The organism is Lentilactobacillus rapi DSM 19907 = JCM 15042, from assembly GCF_001436255.1.
Classification (GTDB): Bacteria; Bacillota; Bacilli; order Lactobacillales; family Lactobacillaceae; genus Lentilactobacillus; species Lentilactobacillus rapi.
Window position 1 is genome coordinate 108033 of sequence record NZ_AZEI01000082.1, and the last position, 23759, is coordinate 131791.

Below are 23759 nucleotides of genomic sequence, written 5' to 3' on the forward strand. Positions count from 1 at the left end.
TCTATACAGCAGAATAACCGAAAATTAATTTTAAAAGAAAAATCGTCAGACTAGTCATACTTTGCTAATCTGGCGATTTTTTATAGCGATTTTTGACTTTTGTAGCACCCATGAATTTCAAAAAAATAAATCAAATCCCCCTCATTTTCCATAATTACATATTAGTCGCAACCAATATGCCATTATGCTAAACTGACACTACATACGATGCGATATTGAACACCATTACCCTAAATAGGCTAATACCCAACAACCTTCTCTGACCACGGCATTTTGAAAAGTTATCAGATCAAATTAGCGATTGAAATCTTGGATGAATTGAAAAGCGAGGCGTAATGAAATGAAACCTGTCAACCACTCCTGAATAAATTCAGGAGCTTGTGAGAATAACACTTCACGGTGTCACGACCACAATTTGCTTAGATACAGCGGTTGCCTACAAGCAGGTCTTACGTGCTAATTACCAAAGCCTTTAGTGTCCGCAGGTTGCCAGACGGACAAAGTTTATTATCGGGATATGATACCCCTTGCTAAAATATTTTGGGCGGCATTATGGTCTCGAATATGGGATTGATGACAGGCTGGACAAGTCCATTCACGATCGGCGAGTGTAAGTTTATGAGTGTCATGACTCCCCATAATGAAGCCACAATTATGACATGTTTGGGTGGTATTGCGGGGATTGACGGTGATAAAGTTTTTGCCATACAGATCCGCTTTATAAGTCAACATGCCTAAAAATGTTCGCCAACCAACATCACTGATACTCATTGCTAATGCGTGATTTCGTAACAGATTTTTACTACGCAACTCCTCCGCAACCACCAGATCGTGGTTCTTGATCAGTGTAGTTGAGATGAGATGCAGAAAATTGTTACGGCGGTTAGCGACCTTGTGCTGAATATCAGCCACTATCATACGTTGCTTTTGATAATTCTTGGCATCGCGCAGTTGTCGGTGTTCTTTCTTGGCGCGCAAGGCTCGCCGGGATAACTTACGTTGGGCCTTGGCCAGTTTACCTTTGACTGTTCGATAGTAATGGGGGTTGGCAATGACGTTGCCATTGGAATCCGTGAGAAAGTTGTCCGTATTGAGGTCAATGCCGATGGTCATCTGCGTTTTCCTCACCGTTTGGACAACGAAAGGCTGTTTCGAAGCTAGTTGCAATGAAACGTAATAGCGACCCGTGGCATCCATTGAAATCGTCACGGTTCCAATCCGAATCTCGTTCTTTTTGGCCAATATTTTCGCCGGTATTCCTCGAAAACGCAATCGACCGAGTTTAGGAATCTGAATATGTTGGTAATCCAAAAGGCGGACACTCCCATTAGTCACGCTGGGAGACTTCACTTTTCCTGGATACAGACAGGAAGTTTGATACTTTTGCTCGGTTCGTTTACGATGGAAAATCGGCGTGCCCGATTGATGAACCTTATGGAACATTTTCCAGGCACTTCGGTAATTTTGGATTGCATTGGCTTTCATCAGACTATCCAAATCATTATTATTCAACCAGCCATGGATATTCGAGATGCCAGTTGCCGGCCTTTTCAACCGCTGTTCAAGCGTTTGGATGCGTTGCTGGACGATCCCAATCGGGATCTTAACCTGTTTCAACTGATATAGTTCGCGATTCATGCCATTCATTTCGTTATAAATAAAACGACTTGCGTCACTGTTACGTTTGATTAACTGCTTTTGCTGATTGGATGGGAAAACGCGGACTTTAACCCCATAATGATACGGCAACTGCGCCATTGTTTGACTCATGTAGATTTCACCTCCTAAACATGTTACTCTAATGATAACACATGAGAAAACGTTTAGGGATAACATTGCTGATAAATCGGCAGGAAGAAGGTTGTCACATGAGTAATAAAAAGCAGCGTTTAGATGAAGCTATTTACGAACGCAACTATGTTTACAATTTTCATTTTCATTTAATCTGGGTAACTAAATATCGGCACCCCGCATTCACAACCTCACAATTAGTTACCGACATGAAATCAATTTTGCAACGAATTGCCGATCTGAATGAGGTGACCATTGAACGAATGGAAGTTATGCCGGACCACGTTCACATGTTGATTAGTTTTAAGCCTAAATACGCGCCAACCAATATTGTCAAAGCTTTCAAGGGTGGCTCTGCGCGCCTGTTCTTTGAGAAGCACCCGGAAGTAAAAGCCCAAAAGTTTTGGGGTGGCCATTTATGGTCACACAGCTACTACATGAGCACGCTTGGCAACATGAGCAGGGAAGTTGTTGAACACTATATCGATAATCAACGCTGATAACACCTTTCGGTGTTAGTTTGTGCATTCATCTACCTGTTTAAAACCAGGAGATTTCTGCGAATCCTTTCATTAAAACTTGCCTCAAAGACGGAATTGAGATACCAGAACCGGTAGATGAATCGTTTTCCGGCCGGATTACGCTGAGAATGCCAAAATCGCTTCATAAGGAACTGACGGTGCTTGCCAAAGAGGAAAATGTCAGCTTAAATCAATACGTGGTCGCACTGCTGGAACATAACACGGCTAACGTAATGAGATCTGCGATGGACGGCAGACGCCAATAACCTTAGCGGAAAAGATCACGACAAACAATCTAAGATTAGTCAACAAAGTGTTTATAAAAGCAACTTGGCTTTCCCTTCTCATATTGATAAAACTTGCGACAAACGGCTGATCCCCGCCATTTAAGCAAAAAAAGTAATGCATTCCAAAACCAGAATGTATTACTTTTTTCACTTAAATTCTGGGATCAAATCGCCTTTCCCAATCTCTTGCCCTAAAACGCCGAAACAATTGCCTGTTTCAAATCCCCAATCAAGTCGTCAACATCTTCCAAGCCAACCGACAAGCGAATCACCCGCGTATTCAGGCCATGTTGTTCCCGCAAGCTGGCTGGAATTTCTCTATGAGTAATCTTGACCGGATTGACGATAAGGGAACGAACATCACCAACGTTCGGCAGATATGTAAAGACTTTAACATGGTTCAAAATTGCGTCTACTTGTTTTTCAGTACCATCTACTTCGAACGATAAGATCGCGCCGATGCCCATTGGGAAGTATTTTTTGACCAACGGATTTTCTTGGTCGATTCCGGCATAGTACAACTTCTTGACGTGGGGTTCGGCCTTCAAATATTTGGCAATGGCCGTCGCGTTGCTAACCTCTTTATCCAACCGTTCAGTGATGGTTTCCACTCCTAATAGCGCCAGGTACGCATCAAATGGGCTCATGACCGACCCAAACAGTCGCAAGTATTTGATCCGGACCCGGGAAATAAACGCAGCCGAGCCAAACTTTTCGTTGAAGCTCACGGGCTGACCATCCGCCGTTTCAAGGGTAAATTCATTCTCGGTAAACTGAGGGAACTTGCCATTGCCCCAGTCAAACTGGCCGTGGTCGACAATAATCCCGGACACCACATTTCCATGTCCATTGATCGCCTTAGTTGAAGAATAGACATCAATGTCGGCGCCAAAATCAAATGGCCGGAACAGGTATGGCGTTGGGAAGGTGTTATCCACGATCAACGGAATCCCGGCCTCATGGGCAATGGTTGCCAGATTCTCGATATCGGCAATGTCGGTGCTGGGATTGGCGACACTTTCCACAAAAATGGCTTTGGTGTCAGCCTTGATCAGTGATTTGACGGTGGCGAAATCATTGATATCATCCACAAAGTCGATGTGAATGCCAAATTTGGGAAAGATTGATTGGAATTCATCGATGCTGGCCCCGTACAGATTCGTCGGCGCAATAATTCGGCCACCACCTTCAGCGACGTTTAACAGCGCATAACTGACGGCCGCCATGCCGGACCCCACTGCAACAGCGTCAATCCCGCCATCCAAAGCCGCAATCCGATTCTCAAATGCCCGCACGGTTGGGTTGGCCACCCGTGAGTAGGTAAAGCCTTCCTTACTCCCTTCCGCAACCTGTTCAGCCTCATCGGTATCGCCGAGAGCAAACGCAGCCGTTTGATAGATTGGCGGCAATGGTGAATTTAAATGTTCTTTTGGATCGTAACCTGCGTGAAGTCGTTGTGTGTCGAATTGATTATCTGCCAATTTTATCATCCTTTTTTTAATTCATTTAATTACTCATCTTACAGATTTGATTCACTTAATTTTGACACATCAACGCGACGCCACCGGCATGCCGATAGTGAGCGATAATTTGTAACATGCTGCAGGCCTCCTTATTTCAGTCGACAAAAAAATCCCTGTTCAGATTCCTCCAAACAGGGACGATTACCGCGGTACCACCCAGTATTATCACCACAATTGCACATGGTGACCTCAAAGACACACCTCGAAAGGTATATCCGGAGTCGTATCGCACTCCACCCGTGTGTTAAGCTTTCACTTGCCACATGACTACGAGCTCATCTTCACTAATCGATCGAATCCGCCTTCTCACCAGCCGGCGGTCTCTTTTAATTCTAATAAATCAGCTACTCTTCTCATCAACGTCTAACTTTTGAGTTATGTTAAATCCTAATACAGGCTGTTAAGCTTGTCAATGTATTTTTTGAAAATGGAATGGAAACAGTCTCTCGTAAAAAGCGGCCCTACCCAAATAGTTGCTTTGAAAGATTGCCGAGCTACTAAAGCAAATTAACGTCGCCATCATGAAGATTCAAAAGGACGGCACGGCCAAGAAAGTCAGTGAAAAGTACTTTGATGAAGACTATATTCCGAAGTAATCAAGAAAATAAAAATCATCCCTATTCAGAAATGAGTAGAGATGATTTTTTCATGTGCTTTTGAATTTAATTTGAATCAGTTTGCCTTAGCAGTGCTAGCGATGCTCAGTGTTAGTTGGTAACTGGAGAAGCAGCTGTTAAGCCAGCCAACATAATCCAGCCGTTGGCAACTGTGTAGGCAGGGTCGGTGGCAACAATATGAACCCAAGTGTCGCCTTCACGAGTCCGAGTTCCGATCTGGTCGATATGGAAGCGGGCATCGCCATAAGTTGTCGTGTTATCAACTTGGCGATCGTCATGGTTCAACGTGTACTGCGTGAAGTGAGGTTGTGAATAGGTTGCGGATTTGCCATCGTTGGCAATGCCGGGATTGGCAATCCGATACAAGGTAGTCTTCTGACTGTCGGTCAAAGTGCCTTCAGTGAAGGTCGTGTAACTTTCAAGACCACCGCCAAATGATTGCGTACTCTTGCCACCGTATACCCAGCCACGGTAGTTCCCGTCAAATGAGATCACTTTGTAATAAACGGATCCCTTGCTGGTTTTGGCAACGCGGTATGCTCGCAAGTTGTCCTTGGAGTTAGTTGAATTGGCAATCGCCTTAACGGTCGTCTTAGTGGCAACGACGCGGGCACCCTTCAACGTTCCAACTTTGTTATAAAGGGCGTTAGTCCCGGTAAAGTTGACGTTCCGATTATAAGGATTGGTGTCCAATACCCGATTCATCGTAATGTGGGGATAAGTCTTCTTGGCGCTGGCACCGGCGTTAGTCGTGGTAACAGCGGTAAACAATCCAAGCGCTGCAAGTGAAACGAAAAGTGATTTCTGAATAGTTTCCTTCATATGTAATTCCTCCGTAAAAAGTAGTGAGCGGATCCAAGCGGGAATAATCGAAATATAAGTCTCCTTCTGCAGAAATCCTGGTTTTGGGGATTTTTGCAGAAGGTGCTTATATGCAGATTATTGCTTGGAGGAGCTGTCCTAAAGCAGTGAGCTAAGCAAAGCGGTTAGAAGATGTAACCCAAATACTAATTCCATATGCTTACAATTATAACCCTTTAGGAACTATTGTTTAAGGGCAATTCAGACGCAAATGTATTAAATTAGTGTGACAAATTAAGCCACAATTTAAAAAGCTTCCCGAATTCATGAATGCCCACATGCGGACAATCCAATTCGAGAAGCTTATTTGTTAATCTAATTGGTTTACTTTTACAATGGCTTTCGGTTCATTAGCGGTTATTGGATAGTCGACAAAATTGGGTTGCCCATCTGCCAAGTCATAACCTTCCGGAACGTCCACATAGTAGCGACCGGATTTGGCAGCGTGGTGGTCATCACTCACATGTTGGGCGACTTCTTTGCCACTGCTCTGATCCACATAGGCCACGGTTAACTTCGGCCAAATATTGAGGGTCCCAATTGCTGGCAGGCAATCATAAAACGCCAGGTCCAAATTGGCTTTCTTAAGTGCTTCCAAACCCTTTGGTGCCAGCCGAAGATCGTGCTTACCTGCATTAGCAGTGACGCCTGCTAAATAATCTGCGGCAACCTCATAGGTATGAATCTCACCCCGGACTTTTTTCCAATCACTCGGCACATTAAAAACAGCTGGAACGTATACCCGAAAGCTTGCTGGGGCAGTTCCATTCCAAGTGAAGCTTTGATAATGAACTCGCAATTGATCGGTTGCGACATTTTTCCGATAAATCACCTTAAAGTCATTTTTCTCTTTATCTATCTCAAATACCCCCTCAACTTGATCCGCCACTGCTGTATATCCCGTGAACTCAGGTGGCTGGAATCGTAATCTACTGCCGGTTGTGCCGACAATCAGTTTGGACTTGCCAAGTTGACGACCGTGCACGTCCACAAAGTGAATAGTTGCGTGGCGGGGCTCGGTGATGTTGCGTAACGTTGGCCGACCCGCAAATAGGTCATCACTAATCCAAGCACCATGATCACCATTGTACGCGCGTCCCCTACTCGTTTCCAGCCAATTTTCATCGTTTTTAAAATCAACGGATTGTATTAATTTCATATTCATAGTCTCTTCCCCCAGTGAGCGTAGTAAAGCGGTTAGAAGTCGGAGTGTAAGGCTCCTCTGAGGAAAATTCCTGTTCTTGGAATTTTTCTTAGAGGTGCTTACACGCAGACTTCTGCTTTACGGAGCTGTCCTAATACAAGTGAGCGGATCCAAGCGGTTAGAGATCGGAGTGTAAGGCTCCTCGAACGGAAATTCCGGTTTTGGGAATTTTTGTTTGAGGTGCTTACATGCAGATCTCTGCTTGGAGAAGTTGTCCTAAAATGAGTGAGCAGAGTAAAGCGGTTAGAAACTGGAGCCTAAGTCTCCTTCTGCAGAAATCCCCGTTTCTGGGATTTTTGCAGAAGGTGCTTAGGTGGGAGTTTCTGCTTTACGGAGCTGTCCTAAACCCATTCAAGCGACTAGCAGTCAAGCCAGCAAATTCCAAATGATTTGCGCCCCCGCACAGAATCATTCTAGAATCAACATGCTTTTGATTACTAGGATATTATCCTATATTTACGCATTTTCAGCAATTTATTTGCCTGTAATTGTAGGCGTCAAACAAAGTCAAAACACCCCCGTATTCACGTCAAGTAGGAACCATCTTCTGATCCCACTTCACGTTAAATATGAGAGTGTTTATCTAATTTAAAAATTTTCAAATAACCATTTAGTCCAGCGACTTCATGGCACCATCACTTGTTCAACCACACGCGCATCTGACCATCTTTGCGATTAGCCCAGGCATAATATGGAACCAGCTTTAATTCGGTTGGCTCTGCTTTAGGGGCCGTTTCCTCAGGCGCATAAAGTGGCGCATCAGAAGACGCCAATGCCGGCTTAGCAGCTTTGACGGTGATCGTCCCCACGCCCTTCAGCAGGTCACTTTCGTACTTGTAACTTGGCTTTGCCTTGGGGTCGACTTGGTAAATCCACAGTGGCTTGTCATTGTCAGCTTCCTCGGCACAATAGATCATTGGGCCACGCTGAACGGCAACTTTGCCAAAATCAGCACTAACCCGGTTGCTGGCGCGCATGAATTTAACGCCCATATCAAGGGTTAAATCAATCTTCAATGAATCCTTAACGGTGAAGTAAATAAAGCCATCTTCCAGTTGACCCTCTTGACCACTTTGGCTGACTTGGACATCAAATTTATCCTGACTCCAGGCTGGAATTCGAATGCCAACCTTCACAGGAGTATCGGTTGGATTCTGAATATCATAATGAATGTCGCCATCCCATGGGAAATGATTGGTCTGGGAGATCGTGACGCCATTTTCAAACTCGGCATCGTTCGCAATAAATTGATTCGACAAAATCGTGCCATCAATCACCGTGTAAATATACTGATCTAAAGAAGCAATTAACCGTGCCAAATTGGTTGGGCAGCAGGCTACCCCAAACCAGGAGGCCCGGTGAGTCAACACATGACTCTTGCCCGGGTTGCCCTTCGATGCTTCAGGGTCAGCCTCCAGCGGGTTAACATAGTAGAAATGACGACCATCTAAAGCCATTCCACTAATTGTACCGTTGAAGATCTCTTTTTCTAAGACATCGCCGTACTCGCCCTTGGCTTCAATATTCAACATCTGACGAGCAAAAAACGACATTCCAACCGAAGCGCAAGTTTCCCCATAATCGGTGTCGTTTGGTAAATCATAATCATAGGTAAAGGCTTCCCCAGTCGTTGTGGAGCCAATATTACCAGTGATATACATTCGCCGTTTGACAATGTCGGCCCAGAACCGTTTGCAGGCAGCTAGGAGATCCTTGTCACCCGTATAACGGGCAACATAAGCCATCCCGGTACAAAGATAAACGACCCGCACAGCATGACCATCTGCGTACTGTTGGTCTTTAACCGGTTCGGCGGCTTGATAATAACTGAGTGGGAAATCGCGCATCCCCGGAATCACATCCCGATCCGGTGTGTCGCCGTCAGCTTTAATTTGTTTTGCGAAAAACTGTGGGTCAACCCCACGTTGCTTCAGGAAATAATGAGCCAAATCCATGTAACGTTGTTCGCCGGTCAACTCATACAATCTGGCCAACGCCAACTCAATTTCTGGGTGACCATCATAGCCGGGAATTTTGCCATCTGCCAAACCAAAGTGACGGTCAATACAGTCTGCCATGCGGGTTGCAATATCCAAAGACTTCTGATTGCCGGTTGCCTCATAATAGGCCACCCCAGCTTCAATATAATGGCCCATCGTATACAACTCATGAGATTGTTGCAGGCGTTTGAATTTGCGTTCAGGGGCCTCAATCTGGAAGAAGGTTGATAAGTAACCATCATCTTCTTGCGCGTCGGCAATCAAATCCACCAACCCATCGGTAATCTTTTTAAGGTCGGGATTGGGATGATATCGGAAGGAATAGGCAGCCGCTTCAAGCCACTTGTAAGTATCAGTGTCTTGGAAAGGATAACCATAATGTTTGCCCTTTGACCGGCCAGCGGCAATCTTCAAATTCTCAATTGCGTGGCTATTCTGGTCGAGCCCGCTATTCTGCGGATCTTCGGCAACACTGATCCCCGCATTGTCATTGAGCACATCCCACATATACGGAATGGCTTCGTTGACAACCCGTTCCCGGAATTCGTTCCAGAAATCAGACGTAATCTTCACATTTTTAACCGTGTACTGGGTATTAAACTTCATCGTATAACCACCTTGCCTTAGTTAATTTGACTTATCAGTCACGTGCTTCAGCTCTCTGCAGCAGTTCTGCTTTGATCTGTGGTTCCATTTTCTCATATTTGAAATAAAATACCATGATAAAGCCCACGATGGCGTAGATAATGACTGGCAGCCAAATGAAGCAAAAACTAATGGCAGCAGAGGCATGGGCAGTCTGTTGCTGGTGGGCAACGAAACCAGCCGCATCAAGAATCTTAGATGGAATGAAGCTCCCAAAGCCTGATCCCAACTGGATACAGAAGGCACTCCCGACGGCGGTTAGAAAGCCGGCTGCTCGAATGCCACTCTTCCACTCACCATAATCCACCGTATCCGCAAGCATTGCGAACGGCATCGACATGGCCAAAGCTGACCCGATCACGCCAACACACCATGAAACGATGACCAAAGCAAAGTTACCGCCAACCATGGCCATCATGGCTTGACCGACCGCCCCAATCGCCAAACCGATCAGCATTGTAGCCGTCTTGTTGGTTACTTTAACAATAAATGGAATGGAAATACTTGAGATGATCCCAAGAACTTGAAGGCCATTGAAAACGGCCGCTAATTCGGGATTACCGAGATTGTATTTAGCATAATAAGTTGAGAAACTATTCCGATCAGATTGGGCGATCCAAAATGTTGAGAACGATACCACTAATAGGAACCAAGGAATGTTACCAACGGTGGCTTTCATACTTTGCTTCAATGAAATCGATTTGGTGCTTACTGGAACGCGTTCACGCATATTTTTGAAGGCGGTGAGCAGTAGGACCACCGCTGCAACGCCAAATAGGGCAATTGTAATCATGAAGCCGACCTTGTCATTGCCTTTGCCTAAGATGGCAACCAATGGCAACGTGAACGTGCTAGTTACAAAGGAACCGATCAGGCTGCCAACCATTCGAAATGAGTTGGCGCCGATTCGTTCGCTGGCGTTTAATGTCAAGTTGGGTAAAACGGCTGAGATCGTCGTTTGGATCCCCGTATAAATGACGCCGGCTGCCAGGATGTAGGTGATCCCCGCATACAACAGCTTGGCAGTGCCACTCAAGTTAGGCGCAGTAAAGGCCAAAAAGGTGGTCACCGCGAACGGAACCGCCAGCCACAGAAAATACGGTCGGCTTTGCCCCCATTTGGTATGAGTGTGGTCCACGATTGAGCCCCAAAAGATGGCACTGACTGCGTCCACGATACAGGCCAGTAAAATAATCATGCCGGCACTGGAAACGGGGATGGCAAAAACGTCAGTGTAAAAGTATAAAATGTAACTGGACATACTAACATACAATAAATTACCTGCCATGTCCGTGAATGCGTAGCTAACCTTCTCAAAAACTGGTAGTTTAGCGTTTGCATCATCTTTCTCTTCAGTAAGTTCCATTAAAAAATCCTCCATTCACCGATATAAATCGCTGAGTTTTTTGTATCATAAAAATATAAATATTATAGGTCTGATTCCAAAATGTTTCAACCGTTTGTTGATGGGGAAGGCCTTGCCAGAGTGGCATTGTGACCGATTACTAGGGATTTGTAAGCAACGAAATCTTTTTGTGACTTTTTTGTGATTTTTACAGTGAATTAGCTAAAACCTTTTGAACTGTTGACCCGAAAAGCCGTCAGGGTCATTTGCTTGCGAGGTGATTGAAGGCATCAAAATAAGAGTGACTCACCAACACGCTAAACGTTGATGAGCCACTCTTATTTTGACTTCAAGTCAATGATGATCTCAGGTTAAACTGATCAATTTGCTTTCTTAACTCACGGGTAATTGTCGGCGTCGATTCACAACAACTTCCAATCAATTGAACCCCACGATCCAGCATCTCACCCATTTCTGCCGCAAAAGTCATTGGTTGAATGAGTTGGGCCGGATTTTTAGTCACATCAATCGGAATCCCGGTGTTCGGTTGAACAATCACCGGCACCCGACTTGCCATCAGCACATCTTCCAACAGTTGCCTGGTTGGAACAGGGCCAAAGCCACAATTCAGACCCAAAGCGTTGATCGGCAACCTTTGTAAAAATCGAGTGACCGTTTCGGCATCTTCGCCGGTTGGAAGTCGCCCATTGGATTGAAAGCTAAAGGTGACGGCGACTGGCAGCCGGGTAGTTTCTCGAACGGCCTTCACCGCTAATTGCGCTTCCTGAAGGTCGGTCATTGTTTCAATCAAAATGAAATCAACCTGCCCCTTCTCCGCCAATTGGGCTTGTTGTTTGAATAGGCCGGCTTGTTGACTGGGCGTTAGCTGTGCCCGGGGGTCGTTTACCGGTCCCATATCGTAAGCCACCCATTTGGGATGAGCAGATTTGGCGAGTTTAATTCCAGCAGCGATCACTTGGGCCACTTGAGCAGGCGTGAATTCAATTTGGTGCAATTGAAACGTATTGGTGGTGACAATATCACACCCAGCAGCCACGTATGCTTGATGAATTTGCCGCACCAGCTCAGGATGTGTCAAATTAGTAAATGTGACTGGTTGCTCAATTGCTGGTGCCGCGCTTAGAAGCATCGTCCCCATCGCACCGTCAAATAACAACGGTGATTTCAGTTGATTGAAATGAAGCACCATTAGCATTCATCCCCAATTTAGATTCAGCCACTACTTTCTTCTGATTCAAAATTAATATTAACACATTGATTGGCATAAAAAATCCTCGACGGTTTGCCATCGAGGATCATTGATTTAGTCACTTTAGTAGTTGCCTTGAATCACTAACTTCTTGTTACCAGTGACATAATGACCATTACTTAGTTGGTAACGCGTGGTCAAATTATGCTTAACGATCTTCTTAACTGTAAGGCGAGCACCCTTTTGATAGTGTTTAACTTTGCCAGTCAAATTGGCATTCTTATAAGCATTCACACCACGCTTATTGATAATGGTGATCTTCTTGTTCTTAGGCAATGACTGATAATAAACCGGCACTACAAATTTGGAATTGGCCGTAATGTAACCAACTTTACCAGCGGTCTTACTGCCATGGTTAACATCCCGCACCTTGTAGCGCAGGGCACCGCCGTTTGAACGAGCATAATCGGTGACAACAAACATTGGTCGGTTAACCCGTTTTACTTTAGGATACTTGGCAAGTTGACGACTCTTGGTAAAGTTAGCGCTTCGATAAAGGTAAATGCCTTTGATTGCGTAAACTGCGGCACCTTTCTTGGCAGCATAGTTAGGAATTGTTGGCTCTGCAGGCTGAGGCGTCGGCTTAGGGGTCGGGTTCGATGGTGTTGGCGTTACTGGTGTAGTTGGGGTGACAATGGTTGAACTGCCGCCTCCCGGACTTGGTACTACTGGTGCTTTTGCAGTTACTGGAATTTTAATCGTTGGATTAGTAATCTTTGCGATATCGTAAGCAATCGTTTTAGTGTCGACCAGCTGATACCCCTTTGGAGCAATTGGCGTGTAACTTCCCGTTTTGCCAATAATTCCGGTAATGGTATCATTTCCCACGACAGTTCCATTACTGTCAACATATTCAACAGGTATAGTCGCACCTTTGTAGGTAACGGTAAATATTGCTTTTTTAAGATTTTTCAAGGTTAATTCAGGGATTTCCCCTGGAGTATAAAAATAGACACCACCAGTTTTATCCATAGACTTAGCCAGACCTTCATTTATTGTCCGTAACTTCACCCCCAAGGTCTTTTCGATGTCATCCTTTGTTTGGTAGCCGCCATCATGTGATTCGTCGCCACTCGATACGGTGATATGAGCAACTTGTTTATCATCATCTATCGTAAACGTTATAGTTCCACTCGGGGTATCTGATCCAGACGGATAAACGAAAGTGGTGTCTATTTTCTCTAATGTCTCCGCGGGATCATACCCTGAAATATTGACATTAATTGGATTCTTGCCGTCCCCCACTGGAATCGTTTGCGGCGCTCTTAGGGTGTTACCATTGGTATCAACAATATTAACAGTCTCTGTTGCAGTGTCATCCGCATTGGCTGTTAAAACGTTACCAAAAAGAACAGCTCCCCATATGACACTCACTGACATGGCAATAATTTTAGCAAACCTCAGTATCTTCTTCATTTGAATTCCCCCTCAGGATGGGAACAAAAAATAATTGTCCCCCAAATTTTAAGTAACCACCGTTAATAGTTCCCTACAGTTATATTATCTATATCTAAATTGCCAATGTCAATTACGGAACTGGAATATTTATATTATTTCAAAATTATCAATAAAATAAAGTCCGTTGAAGAGTCTTATCAAAAAAGTGGCCCATCAAACAGTGATGAACCACTTTCTCGAAAACTTTCAATTATTAGTCACTTTAGTAGTTGCCTTGAATCACTAACTTCTTGTTACCTGTTACATAATGACCATTACTTAATTGATAACGCGTGGTCAAATTGTGCTTAACGATCTTCTTAACGGTGAGATGAGTACCTTTCTTGAAATGCTTGGACTTCTTAGTCAAGTTGGTATTCTTATACGAGTTAACACCCTTGTTGGCAATCACCGTAATCTTCTTGTTCTTTGGCATCGTCTTGTAGTAGACGTTAACCACGAACTCCCGATTAGCAGTTATATAACCAACTTTGTTAGCCGTCTTCTTGCCATGGTTGACATCACGAACTTTATATCTCAAAGTGCCATTGGTTGAACGGGCATAGCCGGTTACCACAAACATTGGGCGGTTAACTCGCTTGGCCTTTGGATATTTAGCAATCCGTTGACTCTTCTTGAAGTTAGCATTCTTGTACATGTAGATGCCTTTGGTAGCATATACGGCTGAACCTTTGACAGCAGCGTAATTTGGAACGGCTGGTTGTGATGTGGTAGAGCCATTGTTGAAGTTACCGTTGCCGACAGGGTTGTTCGTAGAGTTGCTGTTGGTAGTTGGAGTGGTTGTTGAACTTGAACCACCGCCATTATTATTTGGTGTTGGCGTTGGATTGTACTTCCCAAGAACCGTAACATTAATCGTCTTCGTAAATGTCGTGTCGCCAGATTTATAACTATAAGTTACTTTGTAATTGTTGGCCGGTACATTTGGATTAACGTTATCACTCACAACCTTAACGTCGGGATTTGAAACAACATTGCCATTGTCATCCAGAATCTTTACGTGATCCTTGGCATTCCAAGTATCACCTTGCTTAATGGTTACATCGTTCGCATCAATAATCTTAATAACCGGAATGTTAATATTGCCAAGCCCATTTTTATTCATAAGTTGTGCAATATCCGCACTCGGTTTGTAATCCCAACTAAAATCAAGAACTTTAGACGGTAACTTATACCCATTTTCAGTTGCCATTGTTGTAAGGTTCTTGCCATTAGTACCAATCACATTGTCAGTGTTGACGGAATATTGACCGCCAGAGTATAGATAGGTATCATTGGCAGCTGACGTATGAACGTCTTGCCCAAAGTCGGCAATTGATAACCCGTGACTATCTTTGATGCCGGGTAACAAACTTTCAAGATCGTTTGCAACTGAATAACTTCCGTCCGCATTCTTATAGGATACCAAGTACTTGTTAGATGTGGTTGTTGTTATATTTTGATATTGAGCTAGCAAAACAAACATAGAAGCAATATACAAATGCTGATTGTCAGTATCATAAACTAGGACCGCACTCGGACTAGTTGTTGAATAACCATTATTTGGAATATCATCAACAGATGTTATTGGGCCAGCGGTTAATACATCATCTGAATTCTTAACGATTTTCAGTGGTATATCTATGCTCATCGTCTGCTTACCATGTAATGTACCGTCAATTGCGAGATCAACAATTTGTCTGGAATGACTTGGGAGAAATTCTGAACTTCCATAATCAGCATCATAGGCATATTGAACTACGAATGAGGAATCATTTGTACTTCCGCCATTGGAGCTTAACTTTAGTTGAACCGGTGTGGTACCGCCATAAACGACTTGGGAAGAAAGCTGCCTACTAAACAAATTAGAGAATGCCGTATTACCAGCTAGACCATATGGTAAGGTAACAATACGATGAACTTCCTGATCGGCATCGCTAGTGTTAGTGATGGCATAGTGCAAGTATAGAACCGGATCATTGGTAGATTGTGATAAAGTTAAATACTTGCCTGCATCAATAATTGAAGTAGTCTTACTAGCTGACCACCCATCACTCGGATTCATTTGACTCAAATTGTTGGACTTATCTGCCCCAAGGGTAAAATATTCAGCTTCACTGAAGTTTCCTGTAACAGTTGAACCCTTTTGCCCGTTTGGAGAATTATAAATTGCTGGACTAACGTCGTCAGCGTTAGCGCCGGTGTTAGTAGCTGTAACTCCCACTGCGAAAAATGTAGCTGAAAGCAATGCAACTTTAAGTACATTTTTCAACTTTTGATGTATTTTGACATTCATATAAACACCCCTCAAAATATTTTTTGGTGCTCCCCATAATTCATTGCACCAGTTATTTATATATTAACATATATAACATTGTATGAATACGCTTCCGCTCGATATGTTCAAGCTGGAATACAGTCATTTTTTGAAAACAAAAAGCCGGAGATGTACTCCGACCTTTGTTTCACATATATATTTATTAATAGTTACCTTGAATAACTAATTTCTTATTTCCTGTTACATAATAACCGTTACTCAATTGATAACGAGTGGTCAAGTTGTGCTTAACAATCTTCTTAACCTGAAGATGCTTGCCATTCTTGTAGGTCTTAGCTTTCCCAGTTAAGTTAACGTTCTTGTAAGCATGAACGCCTTTCTTGGAAATCACCGTAATCTGCTTGTTCTTTGGCATTGTCTTGTAGTAAACGTTAACGACGTACTTGCGACTAGCAGTGATGTAACCGACTTTATTTGCGGTCTTCTTGCCATGGTTGACATCACGAACTTTATATCTCAAAGTGCCATTACTTGAACGAGCATAGCCGGTTACCACAAACATTGGGCGGTTAACTCGCTTGGCCTTTGGATATTTAGCAATCCGCTGGCTCTTCTTGAAGTTGGCATTCTTGTACAGGTAAATGCCTTTGGTGGCATATACTGCAGTGCCTTCCTTGGCAGCGTAATTTGGTACGGCTGGTTGCGTAGTGGTAGAGCCGTTATTGAAGTTACCATTGCCGACTGGGTTGTTGGTAGAGTTGCCGTTGTTAGTGGTATTTGGTGTCGTATTTGAACTCGATCCACCACCATTGTTGCTAGGTGTATTCCCCTGAGGGCCAACCGTTACTTGAATTGTCTTTGATGCGCCACCAGCAGTGTAAGTGACATCGTAAACGGATCCAGCTTTGCTTGTATCAACTTTACCTACAGCTTGCCCATTGAGCTTGATTGACACAGTAACATCTTTGCTTAATGGTGTGACACCATTACCATTGGCATCCTTATGGGTTGTTAAGCCATTAAATTCTTGTGAAGCCCAATCACTACCATACCCAACTGTGAAGTTTTTGGCATCAATGTAGGATTTATCAACAGTGGTTGCCGTAACTGATTTTGTCACGCCATCAAAAGTATACGTTACCGTATATTCTCCGGCAGTATCAGTTGGCGTAATTGAATCAACCGTTGCTTGGGTATGATCGGTAACTTCAACGGGAAGCATATTTTGGGGGTTCGCCTGCGTTTTGTCACCCGCAAAGTCTTTAAATAACTTGACGATACCATTTCGTTTTGCAGTGCCAACTAAGGTATTATAATCAGCCGTCTGGAAATCTTGAACCACAAGTGATCTATATAGTCTCAACCAAACCGCCCTGCTTTGGTATCCTTGAATACTATTGCTATAATAGAACATATCCGAAACCACAGCAAGCGGCAGCTTACTAGGATTAGCCCAATCGTATTCTTGGGTTGGTTTTAACGGAACAGATATTGAAACAGTTGCATTATTTGCGAGAGAGGTATAGGTCCAAAGCTCTTTGGCCATCCAAATTACTTGCAATGGAGTAGAGGGTAGCTGATCAGTATAATCCCCGCTACCCTTATAATAAGTATTGAATTTGTCGCCACTCTCATTACCTTCTACAGAAGTTGTTAATTCACTTGCTCGGCTAGTATCAAAAGTTAGCCCTGGTACAATCCCGTCATTCTCACTCAAATCACCATAGAATAGCGGAAGCGTCAACGAGGGTTCGACGGATTGAGTGCTACCGGTCTCGTTTTTTGCTGTGTAATGTACGATTAGATCCTTATACTTATCCAGGTTCATAGTGTCCAGGCTTTGAGAAACACCATCACTGGACGCAAGTGAGAATAACGGTGTATTGTTACCGTTTGCGGTATACCAAATAGTAGTATGCAAGCCATTCAGATCAACCGGATTTTCATCAGCTGAAGCCCTTTGATTTCCGAAATATACCATTCCAACAAAAACAATTGATACAATCATTAACAAATCTCGAACTAAATGTTTATACTTAGTACCTTTTTCTCTCATCATTTGTATCCCCCTTTTTAAATTGTCAAAAAAACAATTACCCTTCCCCAAAAATTTGTAATCGTTTTTATAACTCGATTGTATGATGTTCCAATCTCCGAGTCAACATAAATGTATAGTTATATATATTTTTCTGAACACGCCAATCACTTTCTGCCCATTTCAATACATCCCTCTCCGAATTTTCACCCCGATGTCCTACCTGATTAGTAACTACAAATATAAAAATGCTGATATTTTTGACTTTAAATTATCAAATACCGATATGAAGATGATTAATGGTTTCCACGGCAAATTTGGCTTGGCTACCAATCCAGATACCGCAACTTGGTAATCAAAAAGTGCAAAATAAAACTTCAGGGAATCAAAATCCTCGAAGTTTTATTTTGCACTACTTTTAGTAATTACCTTGAATAACAAGTTTCTTATTAGCAGTGACATAATGACCATTACTCAATTGGTAACGAGTAGTCAAGTTATGCTTAACGATCTTCTTAACTGTTAAACGGGTACCCTTCTTGAAATGCTTGGACTTCTGAGTCAAGTTGGCATTCTTGTAAGAGTTAACACCCTTCTTGGCAATCACCGTAATCTTCTTGTTCTTTGGCATCGTCTTGTAGTAGATGTTGACCACGAACTTCCGGTTGGCGGTGACGTAGCCTGTCTTGCTGACTAGCACACAACAAAAAGATCAGCCCTTATGTTTTGACTGATCCTTTTATTTCATACACTATTTAACTACTTCCACATATTTATTATTTGCCGTTACATACCCACCAGCCACTTGATATCGTTTAGCACCAAAGTTACTGGTTGAATATTGATGTGAATAATCCCATTTCTTAACAGTTAGTACGGTCCCCCTCTTGATCTTGTTGATTCGTTTGTCAAAGTTAGCATCGTTATAGCGATAAAGCGACTTCTTAACCTTAATTTGCTTAGGCTGTTTGTATTTACCAGCAATCACCAGTTTACGATTACCAGTGACATAATGGCCGTTACTCAAAAGATAGCGAGTTGTTAGGTTGTGATTAACAAACCCTTTAACTTTGAGCTGGGTGCCCTGTTTATAATTTCGAACCTTCCCAGTTAAGTCCTTATTCTTATATTCGTTAATTCCACGTGGATTGATAACCGTCAGCGTCTTATGAGAACTCTGATAATAAACTGGGCGGACATAACTCCAATTAGCCGTGATCACGCCTTGCTTGCCGTAAGTTTTGCTGTGGTGGTTAACATCTCTGACCACATACCGTAATTTACCCTGTTGCGAACGGGCATAATCAGCCACGACAAACATTGGTCGGTTCACCCGCGGCTTCTTGGCATAACTAGCGATCCGTTCTGATTTCTTGAAGGTATTATTCTTGTACATGTAAATTTTCTTCAAGGAATAGACTGCTTCACCCTTCTTGGCAACAGTACCATCGCTGGCGGTTGGGGTGGCTGGTGTTTGGCTGGTAGTTGGTGCCCACTGGTTGTTAGTAGGTTGAGTTGGCTGAGTCGTCGTGCTTGATGAACCCCCACCAGTTGCCGGCGTGGACTTGTGGTAGTACAAAACGATTGTCTCTTGAGTGGTGCCATCCTTGTCCAAAGTCCCTAACCTAAATGATGTCGGATTCGAACTAGCTGGTGTGTATCCGGAGATTGACTGGCTTGGAACTGCCTTAGTATCGCCAAAATTACCAGTAATTGTATCAGTCTTCCCAATGACTTTATTGCCATTATCTGCATCCTCGTGAATAACATTCACCGTCATTGGTGTTGCGGCATCCTTCTTAAAGTAATACTTAACCTGTTGGAGGACATCATCAAACGGAATGCTGGATTTAGCATCAGTGCCACCAAACGGTAAAGTTGCAGTGTCATAGTTGTAGCCGGCAGGAGCTTCGACTTTTACCAGCCGGTAACCTTTGTCTTTCAACGTTTGGATTTCAGTAGGATCAATGGTTGCGGTGTCTGTTAACGAACCATTTAAAGTCTGCGTATCAGCAATTTTGTCGTTGGTATCCTCATCAAGATATTCAACATTGACAACCCCTTGAGCAGAAAATGTTAATGAATCAATCTTAACGTTGACATTAGCTTGAGACGATTGAGCCCCAGAAGAAATGGCCAAGCTCATATTAGGATTTTCATCAGAAATTTGCTCGGAAAAATCATGCGTAGCTGTATAAGTTCGAGAACCATCAGCTGCATCAGTTGTAAATGTATAAGTCATGACTTTGTTCTTGAGGCTAATATTAAAATGAATCCATTTACCATTTCCGAAATCATTATAGCTTAACCCTTGTGGACTATTACTGTCTGAAAGTAAATGCTTGACCCAATCAGAAGTTGGTAAAATATCCGCTGCATTATGGGTAGTAAAATCTGGGCGCTCAATATTTCGAAAGAAAGAAACATAAGGATTAGATGGCGTGCCAGGATCCTTTTCACTTCTTCCAGCCTCGTCGAACGCATAATATGCGGTATCTAAAGTAACCCCGAATGCGTTAGGGATACCACCAACCCCCATTCCTGAGCCGGGATTCCCAATTTGGGTTGGATCTCCCGGACGAAAAGCAAATAGCACCCCATCACTGTATGTAGTGCCACCAAAGCCGGGAGTGATTTCAATATCCCCTTGCATCGAAAAATTCTTAGACATATCAATTACACCATTCAGTAAAGACATTCCAGCCTGAGCCGTCCATTTTGGTGAATCATCTTGAACCATGTTAATAATGCCAGTATTTGGATCGTATTTAGCCGTGTTATTATTCCCTGATGGTTCAGTAAAATATTGATTAAAGTTGTCTTTATTAACATTAATCAGTGTCCCTGAATCATCATCCGCCAAGGCAGTTATTTGATTGCCTACTAGCGGACCACTGCCCCCTTGAGCTCCTAAAACAGCTGGTGCAAGTAGAATTCCTGCACTAACGCCCAGAGAAATAGAAAATTTCTTTATGAATTGTTTTCTATTCTGGAACCCTTTTTCCCTTTTCGTTTTTTTAAAACCATGTTTATTTTTAATCATATGCTCACTCCCCCACAGAATATAATTAGTCCGAATTACACCATCCAATAACGTTATCGTAATATGATTACTACACATATCCGTTAACCTTATCATGATATTTTTATTATAGCATTACGCATTTATATTAAGTAAAAAAATGTTCATTTACGTATATTTTTTGTTTTTAAAGTTAATTATGTCAGCAACGGTTATAAAATGTTGGAAAATACCGATTAGAAAATGATGAATTAATGGTCAAATATCATCTGATTACCGTCACATATTCACTTTAGCAATTACTTCGAAGAACTAATTTCTTGCTACACATGACATTATGCCCATTACTGTTAACAACAAGGAATTGATGTCCAAGGAAAGTATCAATTTAGAGTGAAGTAATTACTAAACCAGCTAAAAGCCGTCTACGTTATCGCTAAATGCTTCGACGGCGACAGTTTTAATTTTCTATGAAAATGTTTCATTACAAGAATGACAGTAAAACCCTTACACTTTTGTTTCAATGGCCCAAAAAGTAGTTTATAATTTAAGCATGGTTATTAGTTGCCAAGTTGGGGGATCTTTTAACAAGCTTAGTTACTATGGCCTAACATAAAATTAATTTGAGGGGGATTATCATATGAAGAAATCAAAAATACTTCCATTTTTATATGCCGGTCTTTTAGCCTTTACCACAGCTGGAATTGCAGTGACCATTACACCAATAGTGGGTGGACCAGTTCCGACTGCTTATGCTGCTGAAGCAACTTTAAACATCGGCGATAAGGCAGCTACTCAATGGTGGCTCCAGTTTTGGGGAACAATTCCGGATGCTGAGAATGGAACCTTAATGACAGATTATGTTGACAGCAACTTTTACAATAAAACTAATTCGTTAACTCAACCAGCTCCTATCATAAAATCTGTTCAATTAACAACCGATAATACAGATTCACCTGAATATGCTGGCAAAACTTTAACTGTTGATTCACTACTCTTATATCCAAGCAACGGCCAGGTATTTAAGAACGGTACCATATACCCTTACACTGATGCAATAACTACTCAGGCCAAAGAATATGATCCAAACGGCGAATTTGTTTCTAATAATAATCTGCAAATTGACCCTAAAGATAGTTCTATCTCCGGAATTTCCACTCTTAAATCTGGAGATGTGCTTGTTGTAAAGATCACACCTGTTGCAAGCAGAACTGATCTGACTGGGACATATTACGCATTCTTCAGCAATGACGGTAAATACACACCCAACTTTAGTTACTCATATGCTTTTGACGCTGGTAACCCAACTGCCATCACAGATTCCACCACTACAAGCTCAATCACTGCCCCATCCGGTGCCAAGACTTTACAACTTAATCAAACCGGTTATATCGAACCAACTTGGGCTGGTGGGGATGCTAACGTTAAGATTGATTCAACCGGTAAAATTACCGGTTTAGACAACGCTGCCGAAGCCGGCAAAACGCTGAGCTTCACCGTTACTAGTGGAGTTGATCAAACCATTACCCACACGTTTAATGTGAAAATTCCAGCTAAAACATCGCCTGTCACCCCTAACAACGGTGGTGGCGGTTCTGGCACAATTGTTGTCCCATCGACCAATGGCAGCAATTCTACTAACGCGAATAGTTCATCGAGCAATTCAAGCAGTTCAACAACTGGCAACAGCGGTTCCACGACTACGGAACCAAACAAACCAGCTACGACTACTTCATCAATCTCCAATCTACCAGCCAAAGGAACAGTAGTCTACGCTACCAAGAGTATCTACCTGTACAAGAACGCTACCTTCAATAAGAACCAACGACTTGCTAAGTATCCTAAAGCAAAGCGGGTTAACCGACCAATGTTTGTTGTTACCGGCTATGCCCACACTAAGAACGGCACCTTACGTTACAAGGTAAAGGATGTTAATCATGGTACTAAGACCGCTAATAAGCGAGGATACATTACTGCCAATAAGCATTACGTCGTGAAAGTTTACTACTCATCAATGCCAAAGAATAAAAAGGTCACGGTAATCGCTAAGAAGGGTGTCAACGCTTATAAGAATGCTAGCTTGACTAACAAGGCCAAGCACTACAAGAAGAGCGCTCGTTTAACAGTTAAGAAGATCGTTAAACACAACTTAACCACCCGTTATCAACTAAGCAATGGTTACTACATTACTGCTAATAAGAAACTAATCATCCAAGGAAACTATTAATTTCGAGTAAAACAATTACGGCACCAAATCAAAATACCGTCAATGTTAGAGCTGAATGCTTTAACTTTGACGGTATTTTTTCGATTAAAAACGATTAGTAAACTATTTTGACTAACCGCTTGTTAGCAGTGATGTAACCACCCTTAACGTGGAGCCGCATTGTACCATGTTTAGTAACACTATTGCCCCGTGAGAAATCATAATTCTTGATCAACAGCTTTGTGCCTCGCTTGATGTGCCGATTACGTTTGGTTAAGTTGACTGTTTCGTAACGATTAATGGCTTTTCGAGCAATGGCATATTTCGGCTGCTTCTGTTTATTCATATTAACTAATTTCCGATTACCGGTAATGTACTGACCATTCTTTAAGACATACCGAGTCGTAAGATTATGATGAACTACCTTGTAAACCCTAAGTTTTGTACCTTGACGATAATTCTTAATCTTACCAGTTAAGTTAACATTCTTGTAACCGTTAACGCCCTTGGGATTAATGACCGTTAATACCTTATGAGTTGACTGGTAGTAAACTGGCCGTACAAATGAATATTTAGCAGTAATGTAGCCCTTTAGGTGACGGTTCTTGGTTAGATGATTAACGTCTCGAACTTGGTAACGAAGATTACCGTTCTTGGATTTCTTAGAAGCTGTCTAAAATCTCTTAAGTAATAGTGCTAAAAACGCTAAAACGACCA

At 42.7% G+C, this 23759-nt stretch carries 16 protein-coding genes and 2 pseudogenes; 4 read left to right on the forward strand and 14 right to left on the reverse strand.

Going from position 1 to position 23759, the window contains the following annotated elements:
• Window positions 1-507: 507 nt before the first annotated feature.
• Window positions 508-1770 (reverse strand): RNA-guided endonuclease InsQ/TnpB family protein, encoded by a 1263-nt coding sequence (locus FD12_RS12160; protein WP_056983329.1) that lies wholly within the window; start codon window positions 1768-1770, stop codon window positions 508-510.
• A 98-nt stretch (window positions 1771-1868) separates the two neighbouring features.
• Between FD12_RS12160 and tnpA the strand changes: the two genes are divergently transcribed.
• Window positions 1869-2291, forward strand: a complete 423-nt coding sequence (tnpA, locus tag FD12_RS12165; protein ID WP_054746864.1) for an IS200/IS605 family transposase — start codon at window positions 1869-1871, stop codon at window positions 2289-2291.
• Window positions 2292-2362: 71 nt separating this feature from the next.
• Window positions 2363-2578 carry a toxin-antitoxin system HicB family antitoxin gene (locus tag FD12_RS14110; protein ID WP_371862799.1) on the forward strand — a complete coding sequence of 72 codons (216 nt, stop codon included), beginning with the start codon at window positions 2363-2365 and terminating at the stop codon, window positions 2576-2578.
• Window positions 2579-2790: 212 nt separating this feature from the next.
• Here the strand turns inward: FD12_RS14110 and FD12_RS12170 are convergent, their stop codons facing one another.
• From FD12_RS12170 to FD12_RS13925, 9 genes and pseudogenes are all read right to left on the reverse strand, one after another.
• Window positions 2791-4089 carry an O-acetylhomoserine aminocarboxypropyltransferase/cysteine synthase family protein gene (locus FD12_RS12170; protein WP_146986096.1) on the reverse strand — a complete coding sequence of 433 codons (1299 nt, stop codon included), beginning with the start codon at window positions 4087-4089 and terminating at the stop codon, window positions 2791-2793.
• A gap of 740 nt (window positions 4090-4829) precedes the next feature.
• Window positions 4830-5561, reverse strand: coding sequence for a hypothetical protein (locus FD12_RS12175; protein WP_054746868.1), 732 nt, complete (start codon window positions 5559-5561; stop codon window positions 4830-4832).
• Window positions 5562-5910: 349 nt separating this feature from the next.
• The gene (locus FD12_RS12180) at window positions 5911-6759 is read right to left on the reverse strand and encodes a MucBP domain-containing protein (RefSeq protein WP_162258729.1); all 849 of its coding nucleotides are present in this window, start codon (window positions 6757-6759) and stop codon (window positions 5911-5913) included.
• A 680-nt stretch (window positions 6760-7439) separates the two neighbouring features.
• A complete protein-coding gene (locus FD12_RS12190) occupies window positions 7440-9410 on the reverse strand; it encodes a glycoside hydrolase family 127 protein (protein WP_056983332.1) in 1971 nt (656 codons plus the stop codon).
• A 34-nt stretch (window positions 9411-9444) separates the two neighbouring features.
• On the reverse strand, window positions 9445-10815 hold the full coding sequence (locus FD12_RS12195; RefSeq protein WP_056983333.1) for a glycoside-pentoside-hexuronide (GPH):cation symporter: 1371 nt from the start codon (window positions 10813-10815) through the stop codon (window positions 9445-9447).
• Window positions 10816-11143: 328 nt separating this feature from the next.
• Window positions 11144-12004, reverse strand: coding sequence for a homocysteine S-methyltransferase family protein (locus FD12_RS12200; RefSeq protein WP_056983334.1), 861 nt, complete (start codon window positions 12002-12004; stop codon window positions 11144-11146).
• Between the two features lie 123 nt (window positions 12005-12127).
• Window positions 12128-12766, reverse strand: a pseudogene (locus FD12_RS14445) (DUF5776 domain-containing protein); the annotation flags it as partial.
• Window positions 12767-13724: 958 nt separating this feature from the next.
• Window positions 13725-15797: a DUF5776 domain-containing protein gene (locus FD12_RS12210; RefSeq protein ID WP_056983336.1), complete on the reverse strand. Its 2073-nt coding sequence runs from the start codon at window positions 15795-15797 to the stop codon at window positions 13725-13727.
• Window positions 15798-15981: 184 nt separating this feature from the next.
• Window positions 15982-17838, reverse strand: coding sequence for a DUF5776 domain-containing protein (locus tag FD12_RS13925; protein WP_056983337.1), 1857 nt, complete (start codon window positions 17836-17838; stop codon window positions 15982-15984).
• Window positions 17839-18028: 190 nt separating this feature from the next.
• Here FD12_RS13925 and FD12_RS13930 point away from each other — a divergent pair, with 190 nt between their 5' ends.
• Window positions 18029-18169, forward strand: a complete 141-nt coding sequence (locus FD12_RS13930) for a hypothetical protein (RefSeq protein ID WP_225427347.1) — start codon at window positions 18029-18031, stop codon at window positions 18167-18169.
• A 63-nt stretch (window positions 18170-18232) separates the two neighbouring features.
• Here the strand turns inward: FD12_RS13930 and FD12_RS12220 are convergent, their stop codons facing one another.
• Both FD12_RS12220 and FD12_RS13935 read right to left on the reverse strand, forming a co-directional pair.
• Entirely contained in the window at window positions 18233-18514 is a 282-nt protein-coding gene (locus FD12_RS12220) for a DUF5776 domain-containing protein (RefSeq protein WP_225427345.1), read from the reverse strand.
• A 51-nt stretch (window positions 18515-18565) separates the two neighbouring features.
• Window positions 18566-20857 (reverse strand): DUF5776 domain-containing protein, encoded by a 2292-nt coding sequence (locus tag FD12_RS13935; protein WP_056983338.1) that lies wholly within the window; start codon window positions 20855-20857, stop codon window positions 18566-18568.
• A 619-nt stretch (window positions 20858-21476) separates the two neighbouring features.
• Between FD12_RS13935 and FD12_RS12230 the strand changes: the two genes are divergently transcribed.
• Complete coding sequence (locus tag FD12_RS12230) at window positions 21477-23063, forward strand: DUF5776 domain-containing protein (RefSeq protein ID WP_054746894.1); 1587 nt, start codon at window positions 21477-21479, stop codon at window positions 23061-23063.
• A gap of 94 nt (window positions 23064-23157) precedes the next feature.
• Here FD12_RS12230 and FD12_RS14095 read toward each other — a convergent pair whose 3' ends face one another.
• Window positions 23158-23388, reverse strand: a complete 231-nt coding sequence (locus tag FD12_RS14095; protein WP_191981162.1) for a DUF5776 domain-containing protein — start codon at window positions 23386-23388, stop codon at window positions 23158-23160.
• A 15-nt stretch (window positions 23389-23403) separates the two neighbouring features.
• Window positions 23404-23625 (reverse strand): annotated as a pseudogene (locus FD12_RS14315) (DUF5776 domain-containing protein); the annotation flags it as partial.
• Window positions 23626-23759: the final 134 nt, after the last annotated feature.